The following is a 21,544-nucleotide window of genomic DNA, read 5'->3' as shown; positions in this document are numbered from 1 at the left end:
CGCTCCTGTCAAGGATCGACACATGCCGGCCTCGGCGTATCCGCCAGGCCAGGCAGGTCGTCTCCCCACCCCCCCACCACCGAAAAGAGAAGAGGTGTGCCGGATGGCCCCCTCGGGACGCATCTCGCAGTCCGTGTTCGACGGCTCCAGGCTGCGGGTGATCCTCCTGCTCGACCTGTACGAAGGAGCGCAGCAGCAGTTCCTGGACGCGTACGAACTCATGTGCAAGCAGGTCGCCTCCGTTCCCGGCCACATCAGTGACCAGCTCTGCCAGTCCATCGAGAACCCCTCGCAGTGGCTCATCACCAGCGAGTGGGAGAGCGCCCCGCCGTTCCTCGCGTGGGTGAACAGCGAGGAGCACGTCGAAACCGTCAAGCCGATGCACAGCTGCGTCCGGGACACCCGCTCGATGCGTTACAGCATCCTCCGGGAGACCAACGCCGGGCAGCCGACCTCGCGCGCCGCGTCGTCGGCCGGCGTGCAGGTGGAGCCCCGCGTGGGCGAAAACGTGGCACGCCATGCCCTCACCTTCACCGTCAAGCCGGGTTCCGAGTCGAAGGTGGCGGAGATCCTGGCCGGGTACGAGTCACCCCAGGCCCAGGTCGACGAGACCACGCGGCTGCGCCGCACCTCCCTCTTCATGCACGGCAACCGCGTCGTGCGTGCCGTGGAGGTGGAGGGCGACCTGCTCGTGGCGCTGCGGCACGTCGCCCGTCAGCCCCAGGTGCGCGCGGTCGAGGAGGCCATCAACCCGTACCTCGAGCAGGACCGGGACCTGACCGACCCCGAGTCGGCACGCGTGTTCTTCACCCGGGCCGCGCTGCCGGCCGTCCACCACGTGGTGTCCGACCAGCCTGCGCCGGCCGGTCTGCGACGGCACGCGCTGTACTACCCGGCCAAGGAAGGCCAGGGGGCGGCGCTCGCCCGGCTGCTCTCCCATCAGGACCGGACCGCCGCGGACGATCCGGACAGCCCGGTGCACAGCAGCACCGTGTTCCAGCGCGACGACATCGTGGTGCGCCTCGTCGACGTCACGGGCGACCTCGACCTCGACCCCGTCGCCTCCCTCGGGCTCAAGGGCCCCGGGAAGGCAGCGGAGTTGGAACGCCTCCTCGACGGCGCCGCGATCGGCGTCGAGGGCTCCCTGAAGACGGAGCGCAACATCAACCGGCTTCTGTCGCACGCGGACATGCTGCCCGTCACGGACCGTTCGGCGCACTCCTGACGGCCGGCCGCGGCTCGCACCGCGGTCGTTCCCCAGCACGTCACTGTCACATCTGGAGGTAGCAACCATGCTCAAGCAGCGTCCACACATCGTGAACCTGAGCGATACGGAACCCAACCGCAGGCGGGGAGGTGACCTGCGGGCCATGCTCACGCCGGCCACCGTGGGTTCCACCAGTGGCTTCATGGGCCTGGCCATCGTCCAGCCCGGCGAGCGCATCGGCGAGCACTACCACCCGTACTCGGAGGAGTTCGTGTACGTGGTCTCGGGCGCGCTGGAGGTGGATCTGGATGGCGACACGTACGCGCTCCAGCCCGATCAGGGGCTCCTGATCCCGATCGACGTACGGCACCGCTTCCGCAACGTGGGCGATGTGGAGGCCCGCATGGTCTTCCACCTGGGCCCGCTCGCCCCCCGGCCGAGCCTCGGCCACGTCGACACGGAGATCACCGACGAGGCCGAGCTCGCCGCGGCGGGCCCGCACCTGACCGTGCACGACCCGGGACGGGTGTCCGAGCGAAGCGGGGCCATCGAGTGACCCGGCGAGTGGCCGTCACCGGCATCGGTGTGGTCGCTCCAGGCGGCACCGGGGCGAAGGCGTTCTGGGACCTGCTCGCCTCCGGCCGTACCGCGACCCGCGGCATCACCCTGTTCGACCCGGTCGGGCTCCGCTCCCGCATAGCCGCCGAGTGCGACTTCGACCCGGCGGACCACGGACTGGATCCGGACGTGAGCCGCCACGCCGACCGGTACATCCAGTTCGCCGTCGTCGCCGCCGGGGAAGCCGTCCGCGACTCCGGACTCGACACCGACGCCGAAGACCCCTGGCGCGTCGCCGTCTCCCTGGGCAGCGCCGTCGGCGGCACCACCCGGCTCGAACACGACTACGTCCTGGTCAGCGAGGGCGGGCGACGGTGGGACGTGGACCACCGCGCGGCCGGCCCCAAGCTGCACATGGCGTTCTCGCCGAGCACGCTCTCCTCCGTCGTGGCCGAGCAGTACGGCGCCCGCGGCCCGGTGCAGACGGTCTCCACCGGCTGCACCTCCGGCCTCGACGCCGTGGGCTACGCCTTCCACACCGTCGCGGAGGGCCGGGCGGACGTCTGCATCGCAGGTGCGTCGGACTCCCCCATCTCCCCCATCACCATGGCCTGCTTCGACGCCATCAAGGCCACCTCGCCCGACAACGACGACCCGGAGCACGCCTCCCGGCCCTTCGACAACAACCGCAACGGTTTCGTCATGGGAGAAGGCGCGGCCGTCCTCGTCCTGGAGGAGTACGAGCACGCCAGGGCACGAGGTGCGCACATCTACTGCGAGATCGGCGGCTACGCCACCTTCGGCAACGCGTACCACATGACCGGTCTGACCGGCGAGGGGCTGGAGATGTCCCGGGCGATCGACTCCACGCTCGACCAGGCCCGGCTCGACCCCACGCTGATCGACTACGTCAACGCGCACGGCTCGGGCACCCGGCAGAACGACCGGCACGAGACCGCCGCCGTGAAGCGGTCACTGGGCGCGCACGCCTACGACACGCCCATGAGCTCCATCAAATCCATGGTGGGGCACTCGCTGGGCGCGATCGGTGCGATCGAGGTGGCCGCCTGCGTGCTGGCACTGAAGCACCAGGTGGTACCCCCGACGGCGAACTACGAGACCCCTGATCCCGAGTGCGACCTGGACTACGTGCCGCGCACCGCCCGCCCCCGGAAGCTCAGGAACGTGCTTTCCGTGGGCAGCGGATTCGGCGGCTTCCAGTCCGCGGTCCTCCTGACGCGATCGGGTGGGAGGACACGATGAGCACGGAGCGCCCACGGCGCGCGGTCGTCACCGGGATCGGCGTGATCGCCCCCAACGGACTGCGCGCCGACGCGTACTGGAAGTCCGTCCGGGAAGGCGTCGGCGCACTGGACCGGATCACCCGTGAGGGATGCGAGGACCTGCCTCTCAAGGTCGCGGGCGAGGTCCGCGGCTTCGACGCCTCCACCCTGATCGAGGACCGTTTCCTCGTCCAGACGGACCGCTTCAGCCACTACACCATGGCCGCGGCCCAACTCGCTCTCGACGACGCCGGCCTCGCCCGGAACGACCCCGAGGAGCCCTTCTCGTTCGGCGTGGTCACCGCGGCCGGGTCCGGAGGCGGAGAGTTCGGTCAGCGAGAGCTCCAGAAGCTCTGGGGCCAGGGATCCAAGTTCGTCGGCCCGTACCAGTCCATTGCCTGGTTCTACGCCGCGAGCACCGGCCAGATCTCCATCCGGAGCGGCCTCAAGGGGCCGTGCGGCGTGGTCGCGAGCGACGAGGCGGGCGGCCTGGACGCCATCGCCCACGCCGCTCGGGCCGTACGACGCGGCACCGGGGCGCTGCTCGTCGGCGCCGCGGAGGCTCCCCTCGCCCCGTACTCGATGGTGTGCCAGCTCGGATACCCCGAGCTCAGCACCGTCGAGGACCCGGACCGCGCCTACCGGCCCTTCACCGCCGGCGCCTGCGGCTTCGTCCCGGCGGAGGGCGGCGCGATGCTGGTCGTGGAGGACGAGTCCCGCGCCCGCGCCCGGGGAGCGGACGTCCGGGCCGTCGTGGCCGGTCACGGCGCCACGTTCACCGGCGCCTCCCGCTGGGAGGAATCCCGGGAGGGACTCGCCCGTGCCATCCGTGTCGCCCTCGACGAGGCCGAGTGCGCCCCGGAGGAGATCGACGTCGTCTTCGCCGACGCCCTGGGCGTGCCGGAGGCGGACCGCGCCGAGGCGCTGGCGATCGCCGACGCCCTCGGAGCGCACGGCACCCGCGTACCCGTCACGGCGCCCAAGACGGGCATCGGCCGCGCCTACTGCGGCGCGCCCGTCCTGGACACCGCCGCCGCGGTCTTCGCGATGGAGCACGGCGTGGTCCCGCCCACGCCCCACGTGTTCGACATCTGCCACGACCTCGATCTGGTGACGTCCCGCGCTCGCCCCGCCGAGCTGCGCACCGCCCTCGTCCTCAGCCGGGGACTCATGGGATCCAACGCGGCGCTGGTCGTGCGCCGCGGCGACGACTCCGCCCGGTAGGACCGGGCGGGAAGGAGAGCAGAGATGATCACCACCGCACTGACCTTCGACGAACTCGCCACGCTGATGAAGCAGGCGGCCGGGGTCACCGTCGACGCCCGGGAGCTGGAGAAGGAACCGGACGCTCCGTTCACCGCCCTCGGCCTCGACTCGCTCGGCCTGCTCGGAATCGTCGGCGAGCTGGAGAACCGGTACAGCGTGGCGCTGCCCACCGACACCGAGCGCTGCAAGACGCCCGCCGAGTTCCTCGGCCTGGTCAACAACACCCTCAAGACGGGAGTCTGACGTGGCCGGCCACACCGACAACAGCATCACCGTCGACGCCCCGCTCGACCTCGTCTGGGACATCACCAACGACATCGAGAAGTGGCCCGACCTCTTCAGCGAGTACGCCTCCCTGGAAGTGCTCTCCCGCGAGGGCGACTCCACGACCTTCCGCCTGACCATGCACCCGGACGAGTCCGGGAAGGTCTGGAGCTGGGTGTCGGAGCGCACCGTCGACCGTCCCGGGCGGACCGTCCGCGCCCGCCGCGTCGAGACCGGCCCGTTCGCCCACATGGACATCCGGTGGGAGTACGAGGAGACCCCGGCCGGCGTCCACATGCGCTGGGTGCAGGACTTCGCGATGAAGCCCGACGCCCCGGTCGACGACGCCTGGATGACCGACAACATCAACCGCAACTCCCGCACGCAGATGGCCCTCATCCGGGACCGCATCGAGCAGGTCGCCCGCGACCGCCGGAGCGCCCCGGTCCTGCCCGGCTGACCGAACCCGGCCGCGGAGACCCGTACACCCGCTCGTCTCACCTGGAAGGACGCTCGATGCACCACGCTCTGATCGTCGCCCGCATGGCGCCCGGTTCGGCCCCGGCGATCGCCGACGTGTTCGCCGCCTCGGACCGCGGGGAGCTCCCGCACCTGGTCGGCGTCACCCGGCGTCGCCTGTTCCAGTTCGGCGACGTGTACCTGCACCTCATCGAGTCGGAGCAGGACCCGTCACCGGCCATCGCGAAGCTGACCGGACACCCCGAGTTCCGGGACGCCAGCGAGAAGCTGTCGGCGTACGTCAGCGCGTACGACCCGCAGACCTGGCGGAGCCCCAAGGACGCCATGGCGCAGTGCTTCTACCAGTGGGAGCGCGACGCCGGTTCCTGATCCCCCGGGTACACGGCAGAAAAACCCGAGGCCGCCCGCCCCGCGAACGACGCGGAGCGGGCGGCCTCGGTTTCGTCTCCCTCGTCCCGTCAGGCGGGCACGGTGCACTCGAACGCGTGGAGGTAGGCGTTGACCGGGCGGATCTCGCCGATGACGAGTCCCGCGTCGGTCAGCCGGTCGACCATGCTCTGCCGGGTGTGCTTCGCACCGCCGACGTTGAGGAGCAGCAGCAGGTCCATGGCGGTGGTGAACCTCATCGAGGGCGTGTCGTCGACGAGGTTCTCGATCACGACGACCCGGGCGCCGGGGCGCGCCGCCTTGCGGACGTTGGCGAGCGCCCTGCGGGTGCTGTCGTCGTCCCACTCCAGGATGTTCTTGATGATGTACACGTCCGCCTGGATCGGGATGTCCTCGCGGCAGTCGCCGGCGACCACGCGGACCCGGGGGCTCAGCGCGCCGCCGTCCCGCAGGCGCGGGTCGGCGTTCTCCACCACGCCCGGCAGGTCGAGCAGCGCGCCGTTCAGGGACGGGTGCTTCTCCAGCAGGCTGGCCAGGACGTGTCCCTGTCCGCCGCCGATGTCCGCGACGCAGGACACGTCCCCGAGGTCGAGGAGGTCCGCGACGTCCTGTGCCGACTGCCTGCTCGACGTCGTCATGGCCCGGTTGAAGACGTGGGCCGACTCGGGCGCGTCCTCGTTGAGGTACGCGAAGAACTCCCTCTCGTACACGTCCTCGAAGACGTTCCGTCCGGAGCGCACGGCCTCGTCGAGCTTCGGCCAGACGTCCCACGTCCACGGTTCGGTGCACCACAGTGCGATGTACCGCAGGCTGTGCGGGTCGTCCTCGCGCAGCAGGCGGGACATCTCCGTGTGGGCGAAGGTGCCGTCGGGCAGCTCGGTGAAGACCCCTTGGCAGGACAGCGCGCGCAGCAGCCTGCGCAGTGTCCGCGGCTGGGTCTTCACGGCGGCCGCGAGGTCCTCCGCGGTCATGGGCGTGTCGCCCAGGGCGTCGGCCACGCCCAGGCGGGCGGCCGCGCGTACGGCGGCGGCGCACGCCGCCCCGAAGACGAGTTCCCTCAGCCGCATCGGCGGGGCGGGAGCCGGATCAACCGTTGTCATCTGTTCGCCTTGTCCTTGCTGTGTGCCGTGGGAGATGTGGGGGGGAAACCGGTGGGTCAGCACATTCCGGCGGGTTCCGAGAGGGTGCAGGTGTTGCGGGTGAAGGTGTTGCCCTTGCCGGTGTCCCGGTCGGCGAGGTCGGCGGGGCTGTTGCGCATCACCACGTTGTCGCGGATGGCGTTCTGCTCGTTCAGGACGCCCACGAAGCTCTTGAACAGCACGATGCCGCCCGAGAGCGGCGAGGCGCCCACGTTGCCGACGACCCGGTTCTTCTCCACCACCGTCTCCTCGGCGCCGGTGAGGACGATGCCCGAGCCTTGCAGGAAGGGCAGGCGGGGGGTCTTCGGGCAGTACTTGTTGTTGGCGTGGATGTCGTTCCGGCGCAGGGTCATCGCTCCGGCACGCGGCTTGGACTCGTCGCCCACCACGAAGACGGCGGCGCAGTTCGCGGTCGCCTCGTTGTGGTCGACGGTCACGTTCCGCAGGCGCCGCACCGTGAGGCCGATCCGGTTGCCGGACAGGTTGTTGTGGGTGACCCGCGTCCCCTCGGCGTCCGTGGCGCCGGCCTCCGTGTCGGTGGTGTTGGCCAGGAACAGTCCGGCGTCGGCGTTGTTCCGGGCGGTGTTGTGGCTGAAGACGCCCCGTGTGGATCTCTCCTGGGCGATGCCCCACTTCCCGTTCTTCTCGGCGAGCACCTTGCGGACCGTCAGCCGGTCGGTGCGGGAGGCCCACAGGCCGTTGGCGGTGTAGCCCCTGAGGGCGAGGGAGCGCACGGTGACGCCCTCGACGGGGTGGCCGTCCGTCCCGGTCACGCAGATGCCGTGACCGGCTTTGGCGCACGTGTCGTCGGCCGCGGCGTCGCCGGGCACGAGGACCGTGGAGGCCGGGCCCGAGCCGCGCAGCGTCAGGCGCGGGGTGGTGATGCGGACGCTCTCGCGGTAGGTGCCGGGTGTCAGGACGATGGTGTCCCCCGGCTTCGCGGCGTCCACGGCCTTCTGGATCGATTCGCCGGGCTTCACCAGGTGCGCCGTACGGCTCCCGGCGCCGGGCGCTGCTGCGCCCAGCCCGGAGGCCGTGAGGGCCACGGTGCAGGCCAGGAGGGCGATCTGTCGTTTGGTCATGTGCCGAAGCTAAGAGCGCGTATTCCGGCCTGCCACCGGTGATCCCCCAGGCGGACCTAGGCATACCTCCCTGCGGTCCATGCTTGGGCGTGGCGCGCGGGTCCTCACGGCGATCTCCGCTCCTCCGTGGATCATGGGGGCCGCCGGGGGCACGTCTTCGGTGCGGCGGGCGGCGAAGGGGTTCGGATGCGCAAGTGGTGGCCCTTGGCCGCGATCTGTCTGGGCACGTTCATGCTCCTGCTGGACGTCACGATCGTGACGGTGGCGCTGCCCGCCATGGCGTCCGACCTCGGCGCCACGCTCTCCGAGCTGGAGTGGGTGGTCGACGCGTACGCGCTGGCGCTGGCGGCGCTGCTGCTCGGCGTCGGTTCCCGCGCCGACCGGATCGGCCGCAGGAGGGTGTACCTGGTCGGGCTGATCGTCTTCACCGCGGCGTCGGTGGCGTGCGCGGTCGCCCCGAACGCGGGTGTGCTGATCGGCGCCCGCGCGGTGCAGGGGATCGGCGCCGCCGGGATGTTCGGTACGACGATCGCCCTGCTCGGCATGCACTACGGCGGCCGGGACCGGGGGGTGGCGTTCGCCGTGTGGGGCGCCACCAACTCGGTCGCCGCCGCGGCCGGGCCCGTGGTCGGCGGACTCCTCACCCAGTACCTGGACTGGCGGTGGATCTTCTTCGTCAACCTGCCGGTCTGCCTGGCCGCCGTCGCGATGACGCTCCTGTCCGTCCGGGAGGCCAAGGGGCAGGGTCGGCAGCGTGCGGACGTCCTCGGCACCGTCGCCTTCACGGTGGCGAGCGGGGCTCTCACCTTCGGGCTGATCCGCGCCCACTCCGACGGCTGGACGACCCCTTTCACCCTCGGTCTGTTCGGCACGGCGGCTGTCGCCCTCGCCCTGTTCGTCGTGGTCGAGAGGAGGGTCGAGAACCCGATCCTCGACCTGTCGCTGTTCCGCAGACCGTCGTTCACCGGCATCATGACCGGCGCCCTGTTCCTGCAGGGAGCCGCGTTCGCCTACCTGTTGTACGAGTCCCTGTGGATGCAGTCCGTCCTGGGGTACGAGCCCGTCGAAGCGGGTCTGTACATCCTGCCCATGTGCGCCTCCGCGTTCCTCGCGTCCGTCCTCGCGGGCCGCTTCGGTCCTTGGCCGCCACGGGCGGCCATCGGAGGAGGGCTGGCACTCATCGCCGTGGGCTCCGGGATGCAGGCCACCCTCGACGCGGGATCCTCGGGCAGCAGCCTCGTGGCGGGGCTCGTCGTCGCCGGTCTGGGCGTCGGGCTCGTGACGCCCAGTCTGTCGGCGGCTGCGCTGGCCACGGTGCCGCCGGAGCGCGGAGGCATGGTGGGCGGTGCGGTCAACACCTTCCGCCAGTTGGGCTTCGCCTTGGGGATCGCCGTGTACGGCGTGATCTTCCAGTCGCGGATCGAGGGTGTGCTGAAGGCCGACGGCGGCATCCCCGACCCGCACGAGGCGGCCGTCGTTCTGAGCGGCGGACACGCCCGGTCGTTCGTTGCCGGCTGGCCGGAGGCCGAACGCGCCGAGATGACGCACCTGGTGCGCGAGGCGTTCACGTCCGGCCTGAACGCGGTGCTGGTCGTGGCGGCGGCGCTGGGGGCGGCGGCCTCACTGATCATCGTCGCGACCGTACGCGTCCCCGCGGCCGACGCCGGGCAGCGGCCGGGAGCGGGCGCGATGCCGGGCGGGCAGGAGACGCGAGCGGACGCCGCCCTGTAGCGCCGGGCGCCCACGGCGCGAGACGTCGCGCCCTCGGCCGACGTCCTCGAAGAGCTCGACGAGACGCTCGACGCGGACCGCGTACACCTCGTGTTCGCCGTGCTCAAGGAACCCGCTGCCCGGCCCTCTCCCTGGCCGTCCCCCGCACCGCCTCCGGCCTGCCGCTTCGCTCCACGCGAGGCGGCAGGCCGCTGTGGCCGGTCAGGGGGCGGCCAGGGCCTCCGTGGGCGAGAGCCGGGAGGCGCGGACGGCCGGGTAGAGGCCGGCCAGGGCGCCGATGGCCAGGGTGGCGGCGACACCGCCGAGGCCCGCCCGGAGGGGTATCACCGCGGGCCAGTCCTGGGAGAGGGCGTACCCGGTGGTGATGACGGCTCCCAGGAGTGCGCCGCTCGCCCCGCCCAGCGCGGACAGCAGCAGGGATTCGGCGAGGAACTGGCTGCGGATGTGTCCCCTGGTGGCGCCGAGGGAGCGGCGCAGGCCGATCTCGGCGCGGCGCTCCAGGACCGAGATGACCATCGTGTTGGCCACGCCGACGCCGCCGACGAGCAGAGCCACCGCGCCGAGGCCGAGGAGGAGGCCGGTGAAGGCCTTGCTCGCGGCCTGCTTGGCGACCAGGGCTTCGGAAGGCCGGGAGACCTTGACCTCGTTCGGCGCCTCGGGATTGGCGGTGGCGCCGAGGACGGATCGGACCGCTTCCACGTCGGCGTCCGTGCTGCGCACATAGACGCGGGTGGGCCGGCCGTCGAAGTCCAGCACGGTCTCGGCGACCGGCCAGCCGACGAGGGCCGCCGAGTCCAACTCCGGTGCGAGGGCTACTGGTTCGAGTATGCCGATGACGGTGAACCACCGCCCGCCGATCAGTACGCGGGTGTCCGGGCGGGCGTCGCCGACGCCCAGCCGCTCGGCGGCCTCGGTCCCGAGCACGGTCGCCGGATACCTGCCGGTCGCCGCGTTGAGCCAGGTGCCGCTGCGCAGCCCGGCCCCGGTGGCGGCCGGGAGGCTCGTCCGTGCCGCGTACGTGGTGATGCCGCCGTTCTCCGTCTCGGGGATCCTGTCGGTGCGGAAGACGTCGGCGTCGGGGAGCTTGCCGATGGCCGACGTGGAGGTCACCGGCCGGACGCGCGAGATCATTCCTTCGGCGGTGGCCGGGAGTCGGGCCGTGCCACCGGTCAGGGTGTCGCCCGGGGCCACGGTGAGCAGGTTGGTCCCGAGGGTGGCCAGGGTGCGGTCGAGCCCGGCGCGGGAGGACGAGGAGACCCCGACCACGGCGACCATCGCGGCGATGCCGATGGCGATGCCCAGCGCGGAGAGCACGGCTCGTGTCGGGCGGGTCCGCAGGCCCACGGCGCCGACCCTGACCACGTCGCCGGGCCTCATGCGGGCCGGCCGCAGGACGTCGGCGGTCATCGGCCCACCTCCGCTGCCGGGGCTTCCCTGGGGACTTCCTGCCGGATCACGTCGTCCCGGATCACGTCGTCGACGACCCGGCCGTCGCGCATGCGCACCTGGCGGGGCAGGGACGCGGCGAGCTCCTGGTCGTGAGTGATGATCACGACTGTGGTGCCGGAGGAGTGGAGTTCGCGCAGGAGCCGCATCACCGTCTGCCCGGACACCGAGTCCAGGGCGCCGGTCGGTTCGTCGGCGAGCAGCAGCGTCGGGTCGCCGGCCACCGCGCGGGCGATGGCGACGCGCTGGCGCTCGCCACCGGACAGCTCGTGCGGGTGGTGGTCCGTGCGGTGGCCGAGGCCGACGCGTTCGAGGACCTTCGCCGCACGGCGTCTGCGCTCCGCCGGCCGGAGCCCGCGGTAGAGGAGTCCGTCGGCCACATTGTCCAGGGCCGAGGTGCCCGCGGAGAGGTGGAACTGCTGGAAGACGAATCCGATCCGGGAGGCGCGCAGGGCTGACAGCTCGGTGTCGGACAACGCACCGACGTCGTGTCCGGCGACGCGTACGCGACCGGTGGTGGGCCGGTCCAGGGTGCCGAGCAGGTTCAGCATCGTCGACTTGCCGGAGCCGGAGGGTCCGACGATGGCGGCGAGTTCACCGCGGCCGATGGTCAGGGTGACCCCGTCGAGGGCGGTCACCGCGCCGGGGTAGGTCTTGCTCACGTTCGTGAGGGTGATCACTTGGGCATCCCCACCTTGGCGCCCCGGGCGATGCCGCTGCCCGAGATCTCCACCCGGCCGTCGGCGAACAGCCCCGTGGTGACGGGGACGTACGTCGAGGTCGCCCCCTGTACGAGTTCCACCCCGAAGCCGCCCTCGGCGAGGGCCAGCAGCGCGGCGACGGGCACGGTGAGCACGTCCTCGCGTGTGCCCGCGGTGAAGGTCACGTGGACGCCGGCCTCGTCGTACGCACGGACGGCCTCGCGGGCCCGGGCGTCCGTGAGCCCCACGACCACCTTGATCTTCGTCTCCGCCTTCTTCTGCCCCTCCGCGGGCTTGGACACCGTGGCGACCTCGCCGATCGTGCCCTGGACGGCGGCCCCGTCCGGGAGCGTGACCTGGACGGCGTTGCCCTCCTTGGCCAACCGCCGGTCAGAGGTGTCCAGCTCCGCCGTGACCGCCCTGGCCGTGCCGGTGTAGGACAGCAGCTTCCGACCCGGCCCTGTCTGGTCCCCCGGCTCGGCCTCCAGGCCGGCGACACGGATCGCACCGGCGGTGAAGAGGACCCGGCCGGGCTCGACCGTCCCGGTCTCCTTCACACCGAGGTCGTCCTGCCATCGCCGTACGGCTCTCGCCGTGGCGTCGCTGTACTCCTCGTCGGGCGTGAACCCGGTGTAGCCGAGCGCGGCGAGGTTCTCCTCGAATTGCCTGACGTCGGGTCCCTCGGAGCCCTTCGCCAGGACGCGGTAGGCCGGGAGCGATCCGTACAGCACCACGACGGGCTGGTCGTCCACCGCGTACAGGGCCTTGCCGCGCGTGATCTCCGCGCCCGACGCGGGAAGTCGGGTGAGCGTGCCGGGGAGCCGGCCCACCGCGGTCCGCTCCCTCCCGAAACCGAGCCGGGCGTCGGCGCTCCTCGTGTCCTTGAGCGTCTGCCGGAGCACTTCGGCCGTCGCCGGGGGAAGCCCGTTCGTCGCATTGCCTCCGGCCTTGCCCCTGTCGTCCGGAGCGAGGACGGCTGCCGTGCCCGCGCCGGCCGCGGTCAGCACGAGGAGGGCGGCCGTCACCTTCGCGGCGCGTCGCGTACGGTGCCGCCGTCGGCCGCGCCGGGGTGGCGGGTCCGCCTGCTGCTCGCGGAAGGCTTCGTCGGAGTCCGCGGCCGTCACTGGGCGCTCCCCGCCTGCTCGCGCTCGCCCTGGGCGCCGCCGCACTTCTTCCAGGCGTTCCCGAAGTCCGGGTCCTCGGCCTGCGCGGGGCCGATGTCGATGCCCTGGCCCTCCTTGGGATCGGCGAAGTCCGCCACGCCGTTCTCGCGCATGCACCGCGCGAGGTCGAGCATGGCCTGGCGGTCCTTGGAGTCGCTCTGGTCGGCCGGTGCCGGCGGCGCGACCGAGCGGCACGCCTCGATCGCCTTGTCCGCCTTCTCCTTGTTCGAACCGTCGATGGAGAGCCCGATGCCCTGACCGGGCTTGGGGTCCGCCACGTCCAGTCCCTGCTCCCGGAGGCACCGCGCGTACCTCACGTTCATCTCGTCCCGGCTCAGGCCGGAACCGGCGCTGCTCGTCGCGCTCTTGGTACCGCCGTTCGCGGAGGCCACCACGCCACCACCGTCGGCCCCCGCCCCGCACGCGGTGAGGGTCAGGGCCAGGGCGGCCCAGGGCAGGGCGCGGAACAGGGCGGGGGTTCGTGTACGAGGCATGTGCGGCGTCTCCTTGCCGAGGGGCCGGCGGGGTGCCGACCGACGGAGGAGATGCAACCCCTGGTGCCGTTACCTCACTGTTTCCCCGTCCGGGCCGTCGCCTTCGAAGAACGCGGCCGACGATCCCCCACAAGGGGCGACGATCGCTTACGCGAAGGAAACGACCCCGTGGACGACCATGGGCGCGAGAAGTCGCCGCCCGCCGGACAGGCGGCGGCCCCGAGGGAAGGACGGCAACGGATGCGGCTCCTGGTGGCGGAGGACGAGCGGCTGCTGGCCGACGCGATCGCGGAATGGCTACGGCAGGAACCCCACGCGGTCGACGTCGCCTACGACGGTGCCGCGGCACTGGAGCGGGCCGACGTCAACGACTACGACGTCATCATCCTGGACCGGGACCTTCCCCTGGTGCACGGCGACGACGTCTGCGCCCACCTCGTCGCCTCCGGCAGCCAGGCGCGACTGCTGATGCTGACCGCGGCCGGCGAGGTCACCGACCGCGTGGCCGGGCTCTCCCTCGGCGCGGACGACTACCTCACCAAGCCCTTTGCCTTCCCCGAGCTCGCCGCCCGGGTCCTCGCACTCGGCCGGCGCTCCCGCCCGGCCGCGCCACCCGTGCTCCGCCGGCGCGGCATCACGCTGGATCCGGCACGCCGCGAGGTGTTCCGGGACAACCGTTACGTGCCCCTGGCGAAGAAGGAGTTCGCCGTCCTGACAGAGCTGCTGCGCGCCGACGGCGCCGCCGTCTCCACCGAACACCTGCTGGAGAAGGCGTGGGACGAGCACACCGATCCCTTCACCGGGGCCGTCCGCCTCGCCGTACTCAAGCTGCGCCGCAAACTCGGCGACCCACCGGTCATCGAAACCCTCACGGGCGTGGGGTACCGGATCCCGTGACGAAGGGCCCCATGGAGAAGCGACGTACCACCCTGCGCGCCCGGCTCACCCTGGTCTACGGCGGCCTGTTCTTCGCCGCCGGCATCGTGCTGCTCGGAGTCACCTACGTCCTGTTCGCCCAGCAGCTCGACCGGGGCGGGGACCTGAGCGTCCACACCGACTCCGCCGACAACGCGTCCTCGCCGCAGAGCACCCCGTCCGACGGCCTCAACTGGGTGGACGACGAGCAGAAGAGACTCCACGACGCAGCCACCACCTCGCTCATCACCCAGGGAGGCCTCGCGCTGACCCTCGTCGGCGGCGTCGCGGCGGGCTTCGGCTGGCTCATCGCCGGCCGGGTACTGGCTCCCCTCCACCGGGTCACCGACACCGCCCGCCGCATCGCCTCCGCGCCGGCCGCCGACCGCGGCCTGCACGAGCGCATCGCCCTCGACGGTCGCGACGACGAGGTGAAGGACCTCGCGGACAGCTTCGACCTCATGGTCGAACGACTCGACCGCTCCTTCGACGGACAGCGTCGCTTCGTCGCCAACGCTTCGCACGAACTGCACACCCCGCTGACCGTGGGGCGCGCCCTCGTCGAACTGGCCATGCACCGCAAGACGGCCTCCCCCGACGTGAAACGGCTCGGCGAGGACCTCCTGGAGATCAACGACCGGCACGAGCGGCTCATCAGCGGACTGCTCCTGCTGGCCGGCTCGGAGAACCACCTCCCCGATCAGCAGAATCTCGACCTCGCCGACGTGGTCACCCATGTGACCGCCCAGAGGGCCCCCGAAGCCGACAAGGCCGGGATCACCGTGCACGAGGAGGCGGGCCCGGCCCCGACCACCGGGGACGCCCTGCTGCTCGAACGGATCGTCCAGAACCTCGTGGAGAACGGCATACGGCACAACACCGGCGACGGCGGATGGGTACGCGTCACCAGCCGCACCCTTGAGGACGGCCGGGCCGAGATCGAGGTGGGCAACACCGGCCCCGAAGTCCCGCCCTACGAGCTCCCCACCCTGTTCGAACCGTTCCGCCGCCTCGGCACCGAGCGCCTCGTCACTGCCAAGGGCGCCGGCCTCGGCCTGTCCATCGTCCGCTCGGTCGCCCTCGCCCACGGTGGCGACGTGACCGCCCGCCCCCGCCCCGGCGGGGGTCTGACGGTCACCGTGACCCTGCCCCCCGAGAGTCGGCACCCTCCGCAAGGGTGACCGAGCGCACTCGCCGCGACCGAAGCGTCGACCGGGCATTCGATCCACGACGGCGCGGACGGGGTGCCGCTTCCCTCCCCCGGATCGCGGACCATACTGGTCGGGCCCTGATCGTCCACCGAACGGTTCCATGGACAAGAACAGCACTTCATCGACCACCGTCCCCGACACCGCCTGGCTCGGGCGCGGGCGCCACCTCGGGCCCGAGCCCGAGCTGGACGTCCGGCGCAACCTGATCGCCCTCAAGGCGGCCCGGGTGATCGACGACTTCCTGGAACTCGACCCCGTCGAGGCGGCGCGTTCCACCGACCTGTACCCCCGGGACGAGTCCGCCGACCCCGGCCCGTCCGCCCGCCGCCTCTTCGAGGCCCGCTGGCGCGTGGCCGACGGCGTCACGGTGCGTGCCCAACTGACCACGTACGAGCCCGGGTCCCGCCGCACGAAGGGCGAGGGTGTCACCTGGGTCCTCGCCACCGAGGCCGAGCGGGCGTGGGAAGCGCGCTGGCCCTCGCCGGCCACCGTGTTCTGGCCCGACAGCGACCAGGTCGCCTGGGACCACGACACGGTGCCCGACGTGCGCCTGCGGTCGACGAACTACCTGCCGAAGGACGACGACGAGTTGCGCCGCCTGCTACGGGCCTGCACCCGGCAGAGCTGGTTCATCCATGTCGTGGTGCACGAGGCGATGACGCCGGACGCCTTGGGACGCCGGCCGATCACGGCGTTCCTGCCGCCGAGCCTGCGGCACCGGGTGGTCGAACACCGGGCCACGCCGGAGCAGGCGCTGATCGCCGACTTCGTGATGAAGCGCGAGCTGGGTGTGGGGCTACCGCGCGGCGGCGCCGTCATCGTGCCCCCGACCCCGCAGGCCCCCGATTACGACGCGGACCACTTCACGATCCGCAACGTCTTCCTGGACGGCACGGAACCCACCAAGCTCCTGGACAAGATCGAGGAGTTCGCCTCACTGCCCCAGCCGCTGCCCACCGACGCCGAACAGCCCCTCACACGCCTGCGCCAAGGCTGGCACCTCCTCACCCCCGACGAGGAACTGGTCCACGCACGGGCCATGGTCACCAGGTACGCCAAGGCGCTCGAAGCCATGACGGCGTCCTGCGACCTGTACCGGGAGGCCGCCGAGTCGGCGCTCGACGCCCTCGCCGAGGCCACGAGCGGCAACGGTGCCCCCCGGACGACATCGCCTGCGGCCACCAAGGACGACCCCTCGCCATGGAAGGCCCTCGCCAAGACACTCACCCGCTTCCGGGGCCAGAACCCCCAACCGCCGGATTCGGAGATCCAGCAGCGTCCGCACGGCCAGTGAGGGAGTCCCCTCGACCGCGGGTGGTCCGTTGTTCTCGCGGTCGGGTCCGGCGCTGTCGTGGACCACGCGTGGGATCCGACGCCTGCCCGCCCGGCGGCTATACCTTCCGAGGGTAGAACAGCGCAATTCACTCCACATTCGACCCTGAGGGCCGCCACCGTGACCGGACGCACCACCGAGCCGACCGAGAGCCCGAGACCGGACGAGTCCTTGGGCGAGCCACGATGGCCGATGGCGGCGGCCGTCGTCGCCGCCATGGCGCTGACCGTCCTGCTCCCCGACGACCTCCGTCTGGCACCTCGCTGGGTTCTCCCTGCCATCGAGGGACTGCTCCTGCTGGCGCTCATCGCCGGCGACCCGGGCCGGATCGACCGGCGCACGGCCGCCCTGCGGAGCATGTCGATCGCCCTGGTGGGAGTTCTGGCCCTCAGTGCCGTCTGGTCGACCGTTCAACTGGTCGACGACATCCTCCACGCCGGGAAGGAGACCAGCTCCGCGACCAGCCTGCTGCAGACCGGCGGCACCGTGTGGACCTGCACCGTCCTCTCCTTCTCCCTGCTGTACTTCGAACTCGACAGCGGTGGACCCGCCTCCCGCGCCCACCACATGCCCTCCGCCCCCGCGCTCGCCTTCCCCCAACAGCTCGATCCCCGACTGAGCAGCGCCGACTGGCGGCCCCACTACATCGACTACCTCTACCTCGCGCTCACCAACGCCACCGCCTTCAGCCCCACCGACGTCATGCCCCTGGCACCCTGGGCCAAAATCACCATGGGCGTTCAATCCCTCGTCTCCCTGCTCATCCTCGGGCTCGTGGTCGCCCGCGCCGTCAACGTCCTCGCCTGACGCGGGGTCGGGACAACCACGTCGGGACAACCACGTCGGGACGACCACGTCGGCCCGCACGGCTCCCGCGGTGCCGCGCCGGTGCTTGCCCATCACTCCCGAGGGGCTCCGCCCAGCCGTTTCGTACCGCGCAGGCGCCGAGCTGCATCCGGGTCCGGCCTCCGGTCAGGTCCAGGAGATGACGCAGGTGCCGGTGCAGCGTTGAGCAGCGCCGCGGGCGTGCGGGTCACCGGTCACCGGGACGGCGGCGATGCCGCCCCGTGAGCCGGCGGATCCTCGGGGTTGCGGGTCGCCGGGGAGTCGGTGACGACCCGTTTGCCGTCCAGCGTGTAGTCGCGGCGGCGGCGCCGGGGCACGTACCCCTCGGGGCAGAGCCTCGCGTCCCGCCCCGGCGGGGCACCCTGGTCCTGCGTGGGCGGGTAGGGCGGTGGCTCAGCCGCCCCGCCCGCCTCGTCGATCCGGACGCACTCGATGTCCGGATCGACCTCGGAGGGGATCACCTCGGGCCGTTCGTCCTCGGCCGGAGGGTCACTCGACTCCACCCGGACCTCCCCAGTAGAAGTTCGAGCCCCAGGTCGTCGTCCCGGAGAAGTCGGTCGCGATCCTGTAGGCGTTCGGGTTGGTCTCGTGGGTGTAGCCCTGCATGCTGACCATCGTTCCGGAGGTGTCGGACTGATAGGCCAGGTTGCGCATGTAGGCCGCACGGCGCCAGCCCTCGAACGGGAAGTGGCCGCTGCCCATCCAGGTGGCCGTGGGCCCCGGGTGGCTGCTCTCGTCGACGATCTCACCGCCCCAGTCGATGGACTGCGCCCCGTTGAGCAGCCCCGCGGCGTTGAACAGGCCATCGGGGCCGGCGGCCGGGTAGTACCCCATCCATTCATTGCCTATCCGGATCCACCAGTTGCCGCTGAAGAGCGTGACCTTGATGGAGAGTTCGTACTGGTTCCCGTCGTACACGCTCTCCGCAAGACGTACGGTCGGGTAGACCGAGGTCGACACCTGCTTCCAGCCGGCCACGTCGGTGTTGTAGCCGCCTATCTTCGGACCGCTGGCCGTGTAGTTGTTGGTCGTGTAGAAGATGAAGAGGTGCGGATACCAGTCCCCGTAGAGGCCCTTGTAGGTCTGTGCGCCCACTTCGACGGTCTGCCCGTCGGTCGTGCCCGGCACGAAGCTGCCCCGCACCACCCATTCCTGCCCGAGGGAGAACTCGTCCGACCACTGGACGTAGGGCCGCCAGGTGTTGATGACGCCTTCCGTCCCGTAGTTCGTGACCTGCTGGATGGCGTGCGCGTACTTGTGGAGGGAGACGGCCGGGGGCGCGAGGCCGGGATCGTCGGGCGGTGTCACGACCTTCGCCCGTGTCCCCTTGGCGAGGTAGTCCTGGAGCGTGCCGGCGGCGGTGATGCTGTCCAGCTGCTTGCGCACCATGGGGACCGTGCCGGGAGGGCCCGTCTGGGCGCTGTCGGCGGCCGCCTCGAAGGGCTGGGGGGACACGGGACGGTCGGTGCTGCCGGAGCGTTCCGGGTACTCGAGATCGGGTGGCTCGGCATCGGCCTCGCTGGGGACCCAGTCGAGGTCTTCTCCGTACGGGGTGGTGGTGCGGGCGACGACGTCGCGTCGCGCGTACAGGTCCTTGAAGTACTGCCGGATCTCGTCGAGCCGCTCCGCGGCCTCGCGTTCCATGTCCCGGCCCGCTCGCGGCGGCGGCGCTGACTGCGGCGCCTCCGGGTTGCGTTCGACCCTGCCCACTTCCATGGTTGCCTCCTTCAGGTCTTCAGGAGCGACGGCCCGTCAGGGGCCGACGCCGAACTCGGCGCATGGTTCGGGAACCGCGCGGCGGTGGGTTCGTCGTCCAGCGTCGTGCTGGGGCCCGTCGCGGCGTCGTCGAGCCCGATGTTCTGGACCAGGTTCACGGACGGCATGCGGCGCCACCTCGTTTCACGCCAGTCGTCTCAGCCGGCTTCCCTGGGTGCGGGTGCGGCGTCCGTGGGCGGAACGTCGGCATGACGAGGGCGTGTGGATGCTTGCTTCTCCTGGTGTCGGGCGAGCCTGGAGCGTTCGCGTCGTCCGATGTCCCGCCCGCGAGGCGGCAGTTCCCGCGGCAGCTCCGCCGCGTCTTCCGGGCTCACCACCGGAACGGCGGGGCCGGGCTGAGGGTGTTCCGACACGGTTCCATACGCTGATGGTTCGGAGACAGGGGGTTCGTACGCGTCACCGGTCATGAGTAACCTCTTGACGTCAGATGCGGGCGACGATGTCGCGGCCACACAGCCCCTGCATCTCCATCCTGCCCCCACGCGGGAGTCGGCGCAGCTCGACTCCTCCCCGCCGAGCCGGCCGCAGCCCGCCGGCTTCGGGGCCGGGTGACAACGTACGCCCCCCCTTTGATTCGACCACGTGAGATCCATTGGGCGGCTGACGGCAGTGGCCCATCACGGGGGTCGACGGGCCAGGAAAATGTGTCGAACGCGGAGTCGACCTTTGAGAAGGTTCCGAGTGTCCCGGAACTGCTGCGAAAGGAAGCCCGTGCCGCGTGCTGTCACATTGATCCGCTCTGCCTCCCTGTCCGATGTTGCGGAGTACGCCTATGCGGCCACGGCCCCGGCCGAGTCGCGGCTGATCTTCCTGGCCGGAGCATGTCCTCTGAATGAGGATGGCTCCACTGCGGCGATCGGGGACGTCGCGGGGCAGGCGGCCAGGGCTGTGGAGAACATGCGGACCGCTCTGACGGACTCGGGCGCGTCGCTGCACGATGTCATCAGCACCCGTGTTCTCGTTGCCTCTCACCGGCGGGAGGACCTGGTGACGGCGTGGGAGGTTGTCCGGGACGCGTTCGGTGACCACGACGTGCCCAGCACGTTGATGGGTGTCACCGTGCTCGGCTACGACGGCCAGCTCGTAGAGATCGAAGCCATCGCCGCCGTGCTTGATTCCTGAGCGGTCCTCGCCCGGCCCGACGGCGAGATCCCTCGGACCTGAGGGTCGGGGCCGCCGCCCCGAGGGGCGTCAGCGGGTGGCGGTGGTGGAGGGGATGTGCCGGCGGATGGCCTCGACCATCTGGTGAGGGTGAACACTGAGGGGCAGGATGGCGAGCTCGACGAAGTCGACGCCTTCCGTGAGTACGTAGCTGTCGGTGCAGCCGGTGTCGAGGACGGCGGCCCACTCGTCGTTCCACGACACGTACCAGGTCTGACCGTCCACGTCGAGCACGAGGGTGCACCCGCAGGACACCTGAGTAGCGTCTGCGGTCTCGTCGTGGTGCTCATCGTCTACGCGGGCGCTGTCGCCCAGGGCGGCAGCGGCGGCGGCGACGGTCTCGTGCGAATCCCTCGGCAGCCGGCCCGGGTAGTGCCTGGCGGTGTGCGCGAGGGCCTCGACGACCAGGCCGAGTTCATGCCGGCCCCCGCGGTACATCTGCACGGCGGCGCGGCGGCCGGTGTGCAGGGCGTGGGTCAGACCGTCCGAGTCGCGGATGTCGCCGCGGTGGCGTGCCTCCACCACACGGTCCAGGACGTCGCCGACGAGTTCCTGAGCGGTCAGCAGCAGGTCCAGCGCCACGGCGAGGGTCGTCTCGGCGTCCTCGGCCTGGTAGACGGCCCACGGGCTGTCGAGGACCTGTCGGGCCTGCTTTGCGGCGGAGGCGGCATCCAGCATGACCTCCGCCGTGCCTTCCGGGTGGCGAAGGTGCAGCCCGCCCGTTTCCGGAGAGGTGGCGGGGGTGGCGTACTCCTTCACGCATCGGTCGATCGCGTTCTGGATGCCCGCCTCGATGTCGAGCTCCACCTGCAGGGGGTCCAGCTCGTCGTCCATGTCGTTCCTCCGCTTTCCGGCTGTCGCTGGACCCTACGGGCAGGATGGGCGGGGGAAGCTCGTCGTCGGCCGATTTCACTCTCCGGTGGGGCGATCAAGAGGTCCCTTCGATCTCCTCGACTGCTTCCTGCGCCGTCCGGATGAAAGCCGCCCGAGCCTCGCCGACCCGATCGGCCGCGCTTTCTGCGTTCCTCGCCCCGCGAGCCGCACGAAGCAATGCGCTCCGTGCTGCACTCGGCGTTCACCACCGCACGCCGCACTCCCGCG

Annotated in this window: 23 protein-coding genes; 13 read left to right on the top strand and 10 right to left on the bottom strand. The window is 71.3% G+C overall.

The window, feature by feature from the left end:
* Nucleotides 1-103: 103 nt before the first annotated feature.
* From ACFCY7_RS09315 to ACFCY7_RS09285, 7 genes are all read left to right on the top strand, one after another.
* Nucleotides 104-1,225, top strand: coding sequence for a SchA/CurD-like domain-containing protein (locus ACFCY7_RS09315; protein WP_376482820.1), 1,122 nt, complete (start codon nt 104-106; stop codon nt 1,223-1,225).
* A gap of 67 nt (nt 1,226-1,292) precedes the next feature.
* Nucleotides 1,293-1,763, top strand: coding sequence for a cupin domain-containing protein (locus ACFCY7_RS09310; protein ID WP_376482818.1), 471 nt, complete (start codon nt 1,293-1,295; stop codon nt 1,761-1,763).
* A complete protein-coding gene (locus tag ACFCY7_RS09305) occupies nt 1,760-3,028 on the top strand; it encodes a beta-ketoacyl-[acyl-carrier-protein] synthase family protein (RefSeq protein ID WP_376482817.1) in 1,269 nt (422 codons plus the stop codon). The genes ACFCY7_RS09310 and ACFCY7_RS09305 overlap by 4 nt, the downstream gene beginning before the upstream one ends.
* Nucleotides 3,025-4,272 carry a ketosynthase chain-length factor gene (locus ACFCY7_RS09300; protein WP_376482816.1) on the top strand — a complete coding sequence of 416 codons (1,248 nt, stop codon included), beginning with the start codon at nt 3,025-3,027 and terminating at the stop codon, nt 4,270-4,272. Before ACFCY7_RS09305 ends, ACFCY7_RS09300 begins: the two co-directional genes overlap by 4 nt.
* A 24-nt stretch (nt 4,273-4,296) precedes the next feature.
* The gene (locus ACFCY7_RS09295) at nt 4,297-4,557 is read left to right on the top strand and encodes a phosphopantetheine-binding protein (protein WP_376482814.1); all 261 of its coding nucleotides are present in this window, start codon (nt 4,297-4,299) and stop codon (nt 4,555-4,557) included.
* 1 nt (nt 4,558) lies between these two features.
* Complete coding sequence (locus ACFCY7_RS09290; RefSeq protein ID WP_376482813.1) at nt 4,559-5,038, top strand: SRPBCC family protein; 480 nt, start codon at nt 4,559-4,561, stop codon at nt 5,036-5,038.
* A gap of 56 nt (nt 5,039-5,094) precedes the next feature.
* Nucleotides 5,095-5,427, top strand: coding sequence for a TcmI family type II polyketide cyclase (locus tag ACFCY7_RS09285; RefSeq protein WP_376482811.1), 333 nt, complete (start codon nt 5,095-5,097; stop codon nt 5,425-5,427).
* A gap of 89 nt (nt 5,428-5,516) precedes the next feature.
* Here ACFCY7_RS09285 and ACFCY7_RS09280 read toward each other — a convergent pair whose 3' ends face one another.
* Both ACFCY7_RS09280 and ACFCY7_RS09275 read right to left on the bottom strand, forming a co-directional pair.
* Entirely contained in the window at nt 5,517-6,545 is a 1,029-nt protein-coding gene (locus ACFCY7_RS09280; RefSeq protein ID WP_376482810.1) for a methyltransferase, read from the bottom strand.
* Between the two features lie 56 nt (nt 6,546-6,601).
* A complete protein-coding gene (locus ACFCY7_RS09275) occupies nt 6,602-7,666 on the bottom strand; it encodes a nitrous oxide reductase family maturation protein NosD (protein ID WP_376482808.1) in 1,065 nt (354 codons plus the stop codon).
* A gap of 186 nt (nt 7,667-7,852) precedes the next feature.
* Between ACFCY7_RS09275 and ACFCY7_RS09270 the strand changes: the two genes are divergently transcribed.
* A complete protein-coding gene (locus ACFCY7_RS09270) occupies nt 7,853-9,397 on the top strand; it encodes an MFS transporter (protein ID WP_376482806.1) in 1,545 nt (514 codons plus the stop codon).
* Nucleotides 9,398-9,598: 201 nt separating this feature from the next.
* On the opposite strand, the gene ACFCY7_RS09265 is transcribed toward ACFCY7_RS09270, so the two are convergent.
* Genes ACFCY7_RS09265 through ACFCY7_RS09250 form a run of 4 tightly spaced genes read right to left on the bottom strand, consistent with a single transcriptional unit; the run spans nt 9,599 to nt 13,201 of the window.
* Entirely contained in the window at nt 9,599-10,804 is a 1,206-nt protein-coding gene (locus tag ACFCY7_RS09265; protein WP_376482805.1) for an ABC transporter permease, read from the bottom strand.
* The gene (locus tag ACFCY7_RS09260; RefSeq protein WP_376482803.1) at nt 10,801-11,523 is read right to left on the bottom strand and encodes an ABC transporter ATP-binding protein; all 723 of its coding nucleotides are present in this window, start codon (nt 11,521-11,523) and stop codon (nt 10,801-10,803) included. Before ACFCY7_RS09260 ends, ACFCY7_RS09265 begins: the two co-directional genes overlap by 4 nt.
* The gene (locus tag ACFCY7_RS09255) at nt 11,520-12,668 is read right to left on the bottom strand and encodes a peptidoglycan-binding protein (RefSeq protein WP_376482802.1); all 1,149 of its coding nucleotides are present in this window, start codon (nt 12,666-12,668) and stop codon (nt 11,520-11,522) included. Before ACFCY7_RS09255 ends, ACFCY7_RS09260 begins: the two co-directional genes overlap by 4 nt.
* The gene (locus tag ACFCY7_RS09250; RefSeq protein WP_376482801.1) at nt 12,665-13,201 is read right to left on the bottom strand and encodes a hypothetical protein; all 537 of its coding nucleotides are present in this window, start codon (nt 13,199-13,201) and stop codon (nt 12,665-12,667) included. The genes ACFCY7_RS09255 and ACFCY7_RS09250 overlap by 4 nt, the downstream gene beginning before the upstream one ends.
* A 240-nt stretch (nt 13,202-13,441) precedes the next feature.
* Here ACFCY7_RS09250 and ACFCY7_RS09245 point away from each other — a divergent pair, with 240 nt between their 5' ends.
* The 4 genes from ACFCY7_RS09245 (at nt 13,442) to ACFCY7_RS09230 (ending at nt 17,467) form a co-directional block, all read left to right on the top strand.
* On the top strand, nt 13,442-14,098 hold the full coding sequence (locus ACFCY7_RS09245; protein ID WP_376482851.1) for a response regulator transcription factor: 657 nt from the start codon (nt 13,442-13,444) through the stop codon (nt 14,096-14,098).
* An 11-nt stretch (nt 14,099-14,109) separates the two neighbouring features.
* On the top strand, nt 14,110-15,297 hold the full coding sequence (locus tag ACFCY7_RS09240; protein ID WP_376482799.1) for a sensor histidine kinase: 1,188 nt from the start codon (nt 14,110-14,112) through the stop codon (nt 15,295-15,297).
* A gap of 130 nt (nt 15,298-15,427) precedes the next feature.
* A complete protein-coding gene (locus ACFCY7_RS09235) occupies nt 15,428-16,621 on the top strand; it encodes a hypothetical protein (RefSeq protein WP_376482797.1) in 1,194 nt (397 codons plus the stop codon).
* Nucleotides 16,622-16,780: 159 nt separating this feature from the next.
* Nucleotides 16,781-17,467, top strand: coding sequence for a hypothetical protein (locus ACFCY7_RS09230; RefSeq protein WP_376482795.1), 687 nt, complete (start codon nt 16,781-16,783; stop codon nt 17,465-17,467).
* Between the two features lie 233 nt (nt 17,468-17,700).
* On the opposite strand, the gene ACFCY7_RS09225 is transcribed toward ACFCY7_RS09230, so the two are convergent.
* The 3 genes from ACFCY7_RS09225 to ACFCY7_RS09215 are packed head-to-tail and all read right to left on the bottom strand — an operon-like array spanning nt 17,701 to nt 19,389.
* Nucleotides 17,701-18,009 carry a hypothetical protein gene (locus ACFCY7_RS09225; protein WP_376482794.1) on the bottom strand — a complete coding sequence of 103 codons (309 nt, stop codon included), beginning with the start codon at nt 18,007-18,009 and terminating at the stop codon, nt 17,701-17,703.
* Nucleotides 17,996-19,222 carry a neprosin family prolyl endopeptidase gene (locus ACFCY7_RS09220; protein ID WP_376482792.1) on the bottom strand — a complete coding sequence of 409 codons (1,227 nt, stop codon included), beginning with the start codon at nt 19,220-19,222 and terminating at the stop codon, nt 17,996-17,998. The genes ACFCY7_RS09225 and ACFCY7_RS09220 overlap by 14 nt, the downstream gene beginning before the upstream one ends.
* Nucleotides 19,223-19,233: 11 nt before the next feature.
* The gene (locus tag ACFCY7_RS09215) at nt 19,234-19,389 is read right to left on the bottom strand and encodes a hypothetical protein (RefSeq protein WP_376482791.1); all 156 of its coding nucleotides are present in this window, start codon (nt 19,387-19,389) and stop codon (nt 19,234-19,236) included.
* A gap of 604 nt (nt 19,390-19,993) precedes the next feature.
* On the opposite strand from ACFCY7_RS09215, the gene ACFCY7_RS09210 reads away from it, so the two are divergent.
* Nucleotides 19,994-20,404: a RidA family protein gene (locus tag ACFCY7_RS09210; RefSeq protein ID WP_373040821.1), complete on the top strand. Its 411-nt coding sequence runs from the start codon at nt 19,994-19,996 to the stop codon at nt 20,402-20,404.
* Between the two features lie 69 nt (nt 20,405-20,473).
* On the opposite strand, the gene ACFCY7_RS09205 is transcribed toward ACFCY7_RS09210, so the two are convergent.
* Nucleotides 20,474-21,277, bottom strand: a complete 804-nt coding sequence (locus tag ACFCY7_RS09205) for a hypothetical protein (RefSeq protein ID WP_376482788.1) — start codon at nt 21,275-21,277, stop codon at nt 20,474-20,476.
* Nucleotides 21,278-21,544 lie beyond the last annotated feature (267 nt).

The organism is Streptomyces sp. NPDC056361, from assembly GCF_042262805.1.
GTDB lineage: Bacteria > Actinomycetota > Actinomycetes > Streptomycetales > Streptomycetaceae > Streptomyces.
Note: the sequence above shows the minus strand (reverse complement) of the source record. Positions and strands in the feature narration are given on the sequence as shown.